This window comes from Parasphingorhabdus sp. (assembly GCF_041748495.1).
Classification (GTDB): Bacteria; Pseudomonadota; Alphaproteobacteria; order Sphingomonadales; family Sphingomonadaceae; genus Parasphingorhabdus.
The window spans coordinates 1-9613 of sequence record NZ_JBGTDD010000106.1; the positions used below are offsets into that span (position 1 = coordinate 1).

Consider the following 9613-nt stretch of genomic DNA (forward strand, 5'->3'; position numbering starts at 1 on the left):
GGGGAGTGAGCCAGCGGCGAGCCGCCTGGCTGTGCTCGACGCCGCGTTCCGGGATTCACTACCGATCGAAGCGTAATCGCCGCGACCGACACTTGTCCTCGGCACTGCGGATTGTCGCGCGTAACGATCCAGCCTGGGGCTACCGACTGGCCGGCGGCTACCTGCGGCTGCGTGGCTGGCAGGCCAACGACAAACGCGTGTATCGCCTGTGGCGCCTGAATGGCCTGTGTTTGCCGCTGTATCGGCCGAGCCGCAAGGTACGCAGCGGGGCGAAGCTGGACGGTTTGGCGCTGCGCCGCAACGACGTGTGGGCGTGGGATTTTGTCCACGATCGTTACCACGACTCACAGCCGCTGCGTTGCTTGACGGTCAAGGATGAAGCGACGGGTTTTTGTCTGGCGATCAAAACCGATCGGCATTTGCAGCACACCCACGTCAGAGCGTTATTGCGCGAGCTAATCACGCGCTACGGTCGACCGCGTGCTATCCGCAGCGACAATGGCAGCGAACTGCTGGCGCAGGCGCTGCAGGACGAGATGAAACGGCACAACATACAGATTGCCAATATCGAGCCGTGCAAGCCTTGGCAAAATGGCAGCAATGAAAGCTTCAACGGCACGTTTCGCAAGGAGTGTCTGAACGCCGAGATTTTTGCTAGCCTGATGGAGGCACGTGTCGTCATCGAGCATTGGCGACGTCGGTACAATGAACAACGGCCGCACAGCTCACAGAACTACATCACGCCGGCCATGGCATATTTTGGACTAACTGAAATGCGGAAAGCCTAACAGGCCAGGTGGCCAACGAACGGGGGCATTCCACGGCGCCGTTGGAACCTCCTCGATCTCAAGCGCCCTCGCCTGCCGGTGAAACGCCTCCCCATAGATCGCGTCTCGATCCCGGATCAAATATCCAGGCACCTCGTCGAGCCCGCAGGCCTCAAGCAGCTCGCGTGCAGTCCAGGCGGCGGTTGGATGCTCGGTGACGTTGAAGTGCAGGATCCGAGACTGCCCCTATCCGGATAGTGCGAACGTGAATCTTTGCACATTACAGGAAACGACAACTCCGGACGCACCATCAAGATGTGATTATCGGTGCTTCTCGACCTCGATAATGCCGGTGATCGTCGAACTGATGTTTCGCTTGACGCGCGCAATGGCTCGGCTCTTTGGCTTACCGATCTGAAGCACCACCATCAGTCCGTCAAACTGTGCAGTAATAGACGTAGCCGCATCATAGGCTTGGTCGGTGCTAAGGTTGGGGAATACATGCCGCAACAGGTCTGCGAGCGAGTCGATATAAGATCCATACCATTCGGAGACGATTGCCGCCATCTGCTGGTCATGTGCCGCCATTCCCCAAATCGACAGCCATAGCCGAAGTGTGCGTACATTACTGACATCGATTATCAAGAAGCGAACCATCCTGTCGATTTTCTCGGCTTTCGTGCGACCCTTGCTGATCTCGCCACGCAAGCGACCGAGATAGTTGACCAGTTCTGGCTCCAATACTGCCGAAAGCAGGTCTCTCTTGGTCGAAAAGTAGTACTGGACGTTGCCGGGCTTGACGCCAGCAGCCTTTGCAACATTGCGAAACACGAAGTTTCCGTAACCGTGCTCGAGTAGTAGATCGGTTGCTGCCTTCAGAATAGTCGCCCGGGTCGCCCGGCCTTTGCTTTGTCGTCGATCGGTACTCATGATGTTCTGCGTAGTCTTTCAGCTGGAGGCCGGCATAATAACTTATTGACAACCCGCCATCCTGCTCCCTCGATACATGACAACCAGCGGCTCTTGGAGATTTATTTACAGAATACGCTGTCATCGTATGGGTACCACCAGTCGTACGGTTTTTGTGTTGGATCCAGGGTGACAAACTTGACTTGTCGAAAGACTTCTAACCCCTCGCGCCCCAATTCACGACCTAAACCCGACAGTTTTCGGCCACCGAACGGCATTGCTTCATTGTCGACCATCGGGTTGTTGACCCAGACCATGCCACTTTGCAGTTCTTCTATCGCCTTCATTGCTTCCGCGAGGTCCGTCGTAATAATCGATGCGCCTAATCCATACTTCGACGCATTCGCTTTTGCTATAGCTTCCTCTATATTCGCCACTCTGCAAACCGGCGCGACCGGACCGAACAGTTCTCCGTTCATGATATCCATATCTGTTGTCACTGCAGACAATACGGTTGGTTCGTAAAACCATCCCGTCGCAGGCAACTCCGGAAAGCGTCCGCCTGTTTCAATTTTTGCGCCTTGCGCTACAGCCTGTGTGACGAGACGCTGAACCTTGTCTCGTGCGGCCTTGTTTGCCATCGGGCCGATCTCAGCATGCCCCAGCCCATCACCAACGCGGAGCTTGGCAGCACGTGATGCGAGTCGCGAAACAAACTTGTCGTGAATCGCGTCAACGACGAAGATACGCTCAGCCGACGTACAAATCTGGCCGGATAGGTGAAATGCTGCACAGTTTACGGCGGCTGCGGCAAAATCTGCATCCGCTTTGTCGCTGACGATAATCGGGTCATTTCCTCCCGCCTCGATCAAACACGGCTTCATCTGCTTAGCACAGGCAATGTTTATCTTTCGCGCAGTTTCGAGTGACCCGGTAAAAGCCACGATGTCTGTCTTAGGAGACTCGACGAGATACTCTCCGACGCTACCGTCGCCTGTTATGCAGGTGACGAGACCGGCCGGCAGCATCGTAAAATGCTGCATGAAAGCTAACGTGGAGAGTGAGCTTATCTCTGATGGCTTGATTACAACTGCATTACCTGCGGCAAGTGACGCAGCGACCGTGAATCCAAGTAAGAGCAAAGGATAATTGTAGGGGAGTATATGAACGCTGACGCCATAGGGATCATATCGCTTAAATTGAAAGTTTCCGGGTTGCATGTTACCGGCAACAGACCCCCCAGCATCTTTGGCGAGTTCAGCGTAGTATTGAAATATCGGCGCAACGTTGGCGAGCTCACCGACCGCTTCTGGATACGGTTTCCCCATTTCTCTCGTCAGAAGCTCACAAACTTGCCGGGGAGATGTCTCGTCAATGCTTCTCGCAACCTTGTGCAGCATTGCGGCTCGCGACTTAACCGGAATCGCCGACCATTCAACCTGCGCCTTCCTTGCCTCATCGAGGAGAGCGTCTATCAAATCACTCGGAACACATGCAATTTGACCTTCTTTCTCAAGCGTCGACGGATTAATCACGTTGATGCTCCGCTGGCTATCGACGGATTGATAGCCAGCTTGGCGGAAGACTTGTCGACCGAACGGATCGAAATTGGTCATAATTGCCTAGCGCACCATGTAAACCTTTCGAACGGTCTCGATGACCTCGCACACACCGGCCCAGCCAGCTGGAAAAGTTGCGGCCATACCACCGGCAACTGTTAGCTTTTCGCCAGTATCCGCGGTGTAGGCCGCCTTTCCAGCAAGGAAATAGCAGAACTCATCTCTCGCGATATCGCAGCGCCAGCGGCCGGGCGTGCATTCCCACATACCCATCTCCGATGACCCATCTTGGCGGCGAAACATCAGCCGCCCGCGTTCCATGGAAACCGGCTCACCTATCGGTTTGGCAACGTTGCCCCAATCGGTGAGGGTTTCCCGAGCGATAGCCAGTGGATTATCAAGGATGACAGCCGCCTTGCCTTCGTTTACGGCTTTCATGCGTAATGCCGCTGCAGGAAATTGTCGATAGCTTCGGCGGCTGTTGCCTTGCCGTCCCGCTGTTGCATGTGACTGCTGGTCGATGTGACGTTTTTCTTAATGACTTCGTCATTGAGGAGTGTGCTGATATTTGCCAACAACTCTTCATCGGTCCAGTTATATCTGTGCATGCCGATACCATGCTGTGTGTCGTTTACGCGCTGGGCATTGTCGTGCCCGTCCCAGACAAATGGCATGATCAGTGGCGGAATTCCGAAGTAGAGACTTTCATTGAAGCTATTATTGCCGCCGTGTTGGATAAAGACATCCACATGTGGCAGAACAGCGATTTGAGGGAACCAGCTGTCAATAGTGACGTTACCAGGTATCTCGCTTGAGTCATATTGTGCCTTATAGTCGCCGACATTCACGATCGCGCGATATTCGGTGCGCCCAAGGATACCGATAATGCGCTTGATCAATTCCACATCGGCTCCACCGAGGGTGCCATAACTAAGGTAGATAAGAGGACCATTATTGTTTTTGCTGAACTCTGGAAGTTCATAGCTCATCGATTCCCTTCGCACACAACCATCGAGGTAAACAAACTTCTCAGGGTCCAGCGGATTTCGACGCTTGAATCTCAATGGCTCGGGATAAAGCAGCAGATTGAGATACGGTGAAGGCTGGACGAACTCCGGGAACTCGATCGGCTCAATCCCGCAGGATTTAATGAACTCCATAAATTCGTCGTGTAGCGCCTTGATATGCCGTTCGAACGCCTCTTTGTAAGCTTGGGCGCACCGCGCATCACCCTCTGCGCATCCTGAAAGATGCGGCGGAATATCCGGATCGATAATCTCGTTCTCCGAGCAGGAAATCATCCTCACCCAAGGGCAACCGGCCGTCTGAGTATGAGGATAGAGCGCGACATTATCGTTTATAATAAGATCCGGATTAATTTCTTGGAGCAGATCATCGAGACCGTTCTTTACAGACCATTTAACCGTATCGACGATCGCCTCCCAGCACGCCCTAACGTATGTACCGATTTGTTCATATGCCGAAGTCCGGAACGTCGGCATGTATCTAATCATGAAATCGTCCCAGTATTTTGCCTGCTCTGCCTCCGTCATTGGTGGCATGCAGGTCAAATGGCGCTCTTCGAAGCCGTAGCGTTCGGCGGCGCCCCGCAATCCCGGTTCCAAGATAAAGGTGACCTCGTGTCCCCGCTCCCGCAGGCCCTGCGATACACCTATTAAATTCATCACTGGGCCGAGTGCCCCGGGTTCGGGGAAGACAGCGATTCTATGTGTCATTGGCCCTCCACTTAACGCCAGCGATACCGAAACTGAGCACCCACCCAACGAGGCGGTGCGTAGATTTGCAATGAGTACCCAAAGAATGCAGCCAGATCGAACTGATAGGTCGTGTACTCTTCGTCAGCCAAATTATTCGCAAACACAGATAGATCCCATTCGTTTTCGCCATGCGGTTTGCTGAAACCGATGCGTGCGTTCCATACGGTGTAGGCATCCCCCTCGGTGATGACGCTGTTGGTCGTGTTGTACTGCTGTTTGTCTACATACAACCCGTCAAGCTGAACCATGAATTGTCCGCTGTCGCCTACGTTCCATGTCTTCTTTGCGAGCGCGTTCACCGTAAGCTCCGGTGCCAAAATCATATCTTGCTCTGCAAAATTGCCAGGAGAAAGCTCAACGTCTTTCACATTAGCGTCCAACAGTGCTATGCCGAGCTTCAGCTGAAACCCATCAGCGAGCCGCACGTCCAGCTCGATCTCGCCTCCTGCAATTTCGGCATCCTGGTTTCGTACCTGGCTGGTCAGACCTTGAAATACGTAAGCCTGATAGTCCTTATAGTCATAGTAAAAAGCACCGGCATTGAGCCTGACCCTCGAATCCGCTAAATCCAACTTTGTGCCAACTTCGTAGCTAGTTAGAATTTCCGGTTTATAGATTATCTCTGGCGGTGTGAGAAATCCGTCTAACGGTGCTGTGAAACCCCCGCCCTTCATGCCGCGATTGACGCTGCCATAGAACATCACGTCCTCGGACACGCGGTGAGTAAGACTAATGACACCCGCGTAATCGCTATCATCTCTTTCCAGGTTCAGCTGCCCTGCCTCGACAACTAAAGGATTGGCCGGATCGCCAGAAGTAAACAGCGCGCAGTCGTTGGCCGGAAATCCGGGAAGAAACGGCACACCCGGCGGTAGGGTATCGGACGGCAGACACACAGAAAGCAAGTTGTATTCTTTTTTATCGTTGATCCAACGAAGACCGGCTGTCAATGACGTACTGTCGGTCAATCGGAATTCGGAGTGCGCAAAGGCTGACCAGGATTTGGTTTCTAAATCATAAGTTTGCTCAACAGCACCGCCGAATGTTGGCGCATTAAGGTCGGTAAAGTAGTCTCCGTCGAGATTCAGATAGTAAACACCGGCTACCCAATTCGCGCGTCCGGTATCGCCCGAGATACGAAATTCCTGCGAAAACTGTGTGGCGTCCTGCGTTGCGATGTAATCAATCGTCCGGCTGGTATTGCCGTCAGAATCCTCTTCGTAGAATTTTTCAAACTCACCGAATTCCGTAATCGACGTAACTACGAACCGCCCGGTATCGTAATTGAGTGTCAATGCTACGTCGCCAGCATCTTTGTCGCTGCTGCCGAGCGGATTCAGGTAGCCGTCATTTGCTCCAGGGGCATCATCGGTCGAGCCTTGAAAGTCCGCATCCATGTCCCCAATCTCCTCGAATGCCGGGCGGAAATCATAGGCTCCGGCCACGATATCGTTAGTCTGGCTGGTCCACACGGTCAGCAATCCATTGAATGTCTCCGACGGTGAAAAAGCAAGCTGACCGCGAAAGTTGAGAAAATCTCTCTCTCTTGCATCCGTGCCTGCGTAATTCTTGAAATATCCGTCGGCCCGGTCGCTCAGGACAGACAGCCGTCCCCGGACAGTATCTGACAATGGTCCGCTGATCGCACCCTCGACTCGGAACTGATTGAAGTCGCCTACTGTCAAGTCGGTGTAAGCTTCAAAGCTATCGGTAGGCCGCTTGGAAATGAGATGAACAAGGCCTCCGGTCGCGTTGCGACCGAAGAGCGTACCTTGCGGTCCTCTCAGCACTTCGACCCGCTCAAGATCGTACATTTGTATTCCGGCAGCACCGGTGAATCCTATATACACACCGTCAACATAGATCGCCGTTGGTGCTTCCTGATGATCAGCAAAGTCATTCTGGCCAACGCCACGAATTGAGAATGTGGATACGGTTGAATCGCCAGAGAAGGAGGTTGCAATAAGACCCGGCGTCTGATCGGCCACATCCTCGGAGCTCAACCATCCCGAATCACGCATCGCTTCGCTGCCAAAGGCGCTAATAGAAATAGGAATTTCCTGAAGGTTTTGCTCACGCTTCTGCGCGACAACGATTATCTCTTCAATCTCTTGAGCATGCGAAAGTGCGCTTGATATGGCGCCAAAAATCGGAGTTGCTACAAAAACTGCTGCGTACTTAAAGGTTGTCTTCATATCGGCTCCCCGTTCACCAGTTGCTCAATCAAAGAGCACCCGATTTCGACCAATTTGCAAAGGCTGGTTTTTGAGATAGTGTTGTACAACGTACTATTTAGTACATTAAACTATATATTGCAAGTAGAAGATGCTTGAAAAAGTGTCTACGGACCAACTCCTCAAGCAAATGGTTCTTAAGGCAGCCAGGTGCCGGGACCACGCGGAGCAATTACCCAATGGGCCCAAAATTTGACGCGATTGTCATTGGCGCTGGGCATAATGGGCTGACTGCGGCTGGCTACCTTGGCAAAGCAGGTTATAAAACGCTGGTGCTGGAGCGCAGGGCAATCGTGGGTGGCGCTGCGGTGACAGAGGAGTTTCATCCGGGCTACCGAAACTCGATTGCATCCTATGTTGTGAGCCTGTTGCGTTCGGAGGTTGTTCGCGACCTGGAGCTAGACCAACACGGATATGAGTTCATTCCGCTGAAAGGCGACCTTGAGGTCTGCCGTGATGACTCTCTTTACCTAACTGGCGAGGAGACAAATGATCGCGCCGAGGTGGGTCGCTTTTCGGCATGTGATTACGATGCCATGGTGCGGTTTCAGGCAATGTTGCAGGAAGTCGGTTCAGTCATTCGCAACCAGTGGTTGCGAGAGCCGCCGTCTTTGCTTCTGGGTTTGACAGATTTGCCGGGTTTGCTTCGCGCTGGCCGTGATATGCACAATCTATCAGCTGAAAGCCGGTATCGACTGCTGCAGATGTTCACCAGCTGCGCTGCCGATATCATAGATCGGTGGTTTCAAAGTTCGATGATTCGTTCCATGTTTGCGTCACACTGTGTGTCCGGCAACTTCGCAAGCCTTCATCAGGCCGGTTCGGCAATTCCTTTTTTCCACCACTCACTTGGAGAGTCCGGGGGCGACCTTCCAGGCTGGGGACTAGCCAAAGGTGGAATGGGGCAGATCAGCCAGGCAATGGCATCGTTCGCTTGCTCCCAAGGTGTGCAAATTCGTACCAGTGCGCATGTTCAGGAAATACTCGTTCAGAATCAGCGTGCAGCCGGGGTTCGGCTGACCAATGGCGAAACCTTTTGGGCCAAGGCCGTATTGTCCAATGCCGATCCCAAGCGAACGTTTTTGAAGCTGATCGATGCCGCCCACTTAGACGACGAATTTGTCGAAGATATAAAGCGCCTGCGCATGGGACACGCATCGTTGCGAATTAATTTGGCTCTAAATGGACTTCCGGAGTTGCGTGACTATCCAGGGTCAGGCATCCGCCCTCAGCATCAGTCCTCGATAGTCATCTTCCCGCCAGTAGAGGAATTGGAGCGGAATTACCATCTGGCTAAAGCAGGGAAGATTCCAACAGAGCCGCGTTTAGACATCGTGATTCCTTCGACACTGGACGACAGCCTCGCGCCGCCCGGTCACCACGTAATGTCAATCCTTTGCAAATACTACCCTTACGAGTTGGCGGCAGGCAGGAAGTGGGATGGTATCAGGGAACAGGTTGCCGATGACATCATCGACTATCTGGCGCATTTCATGCCGAATATTAAATCGCTGATCGTTGGCCGGCAGGTCCTCTCTCCGGTCGATCTTGAGCGCATTTTTGCTCTGACCGAAGGAGACATCTTTCATGGCCGCCATGATCTTGATCAGATATTCAGCCTGCGCCCGCATCCGTCCGCCTCGAAGTATCGGACTCCATTGAAGGGCCTTTATCTTTGCGGCTCCGGCTCCCATCCTGGCGGAGGCGTTAGCGGAGCGCCCGGACACAATGGCGCTATGCGGGTAATCAGCGACCTACGCTAGATATCTCTTTAGGCTCCCCGTCAAGCATTCGTACCTGCAGTACATACATGGCAGACGGCTCTATCTCGAGGCCCTTAAGGCAGGCAGAGATCGTGCATCGAGCGATCAGTCACTCTACTGTTTCACCCGCGCAGAATCATTGCACTTAAGACGTCTGTCCGCGGTCGAATTCAATTGACAGCCGAGCACTTACAGTGCACTTACGGTAACGAAATGATCCCGCTCGACGGGAATTGGCGGAAGCCATCTGATTGATTTGGTTTTAAATATTTGGTGCCGGAGAGAGGACTCGAACCTCCGACCCACGCATTACGAATGCGAACGGGACACCAATTTGCGCAAAGTACCACCTTTTGACTCAACAAGTTAAGGGCGCGGGAAGGTGTGTTCTGGTGGCTTTTCGTGGCCGTGGGTGTGCCAAAAGTGTGCCAATGCTTCCGACCGGCAATAGCGGATGCCCGAACTGAACTAGCAGTCCGGGCACCCCACCACAACTGCCACTGGAGGCAATCATGGTTACTCATCAAGATAGCACGACCGCACCAGCCAGCGAGGCTTTGCAGGCCTGGGACAAGCTGTTCAACGAACGCGAAACCCTCAACC

General features: G+C 53.3%; 7 protein-coding genes. 2 read left to right on the forward strand and 5 right to left on the reverse strand.

The genetic code is table 11. The features are described from left to right. Positions 1 to 788: IS3 family transposase (locus tag ACEW8J_RS09615; protein WP_373491420.1), on the forward strand; the 788-nt coding region annotated here is incomplete at its 5' end. Positions 789 to 1088: 300 nt separating this feature from the next. On the opposite strand, the gene ACEW8J_RS09620 is transcribed toward ACEW8J_RS09615, so the two are convergent. The 5 genes from ACEW8J_RS09620 to ACEW8J_RS09640 form a co-directional block, all read right to left on the reverse strand. Further along, positions 1089 to 1697 carry a TetR/AcrR family transcriptional regulator gene (locus ACEW8J_RS09620; RefSeq protein ID WP_373491421.1) on the reverse strand — a complete coding sequence of 203 codons (609 nt, stop codon included), beginning with the start codon at positions 1695 to 1697 and terminating at the stop codon, positions 1089 to 1091. 101 nt (positions 1698 to 1798) lie between these two features. Next, positions 1799 to 3292: an aldehyde dehydrogenase gene (locus ACEW8J_RS09625; RefSeq protein ID WP_373491422.1), complete on the reverse strand. Its 1494-nt coding sequence runs from the start codon at positions 3290 to 3292 to the stop codon at positions 1799 to 1801. A gap of 6 nt (positions 3293 to 3298) precedes the next feature. Next, entirely contained in the window at positions 3299 to 3673 is a 375-nt protein-coding gene (locus ACEW8J_RS09630) for a cupin domain-containing protein (protein ID WP_373491423.1), read from the reverse strand. Next, complete coding sequence (locus ACEW8J_RS09635; RefSeq protein ID WP_373491424.1) at positions 3670 to 4971, reverse strand: glycosyltransferase; 1302 nt, start codon at positions 4969 to 4971, stop codon at positions 3670 to 3672. The genes ACEW8J_RS09630 and ACEW8J_RS09635 overlap by 4 nt, the downstream gene beginning before the upstream one ends. A gap of 11 nt (positions 4972 to 4982) precedes the next feature. Beyond that, positions 4983 to 7208, reverse strand: a complete 2226-nt coding sequence (locus tag ACEW8J_RS09640; protein WP_373491425.1) for a TonB-dependent receptor — start codon at positions 7206 to 7208, stop codon at positions 4983 to 4985. Positions 7209 to 7426: 218 nt separating this feature from the next. Here ACEW8J_RS09640 and ACEW8J_RS09645 point away from each other — a divergent pair, with 218 nt between their 5' ends. Further along, positions 7427 to 9010 (forward strand): phytoene desaturase family protein, encoded by a 1584-nt coding sequence (locus ACEW8J_RS09645; RefSeq protein WP_373491426.1) that lies wholly within the window; start codon positions 7427 to 7429, stop codon positions 9008 to 9010. Positions 9011 to 9613: the final 603 nt, after the last annotated feature.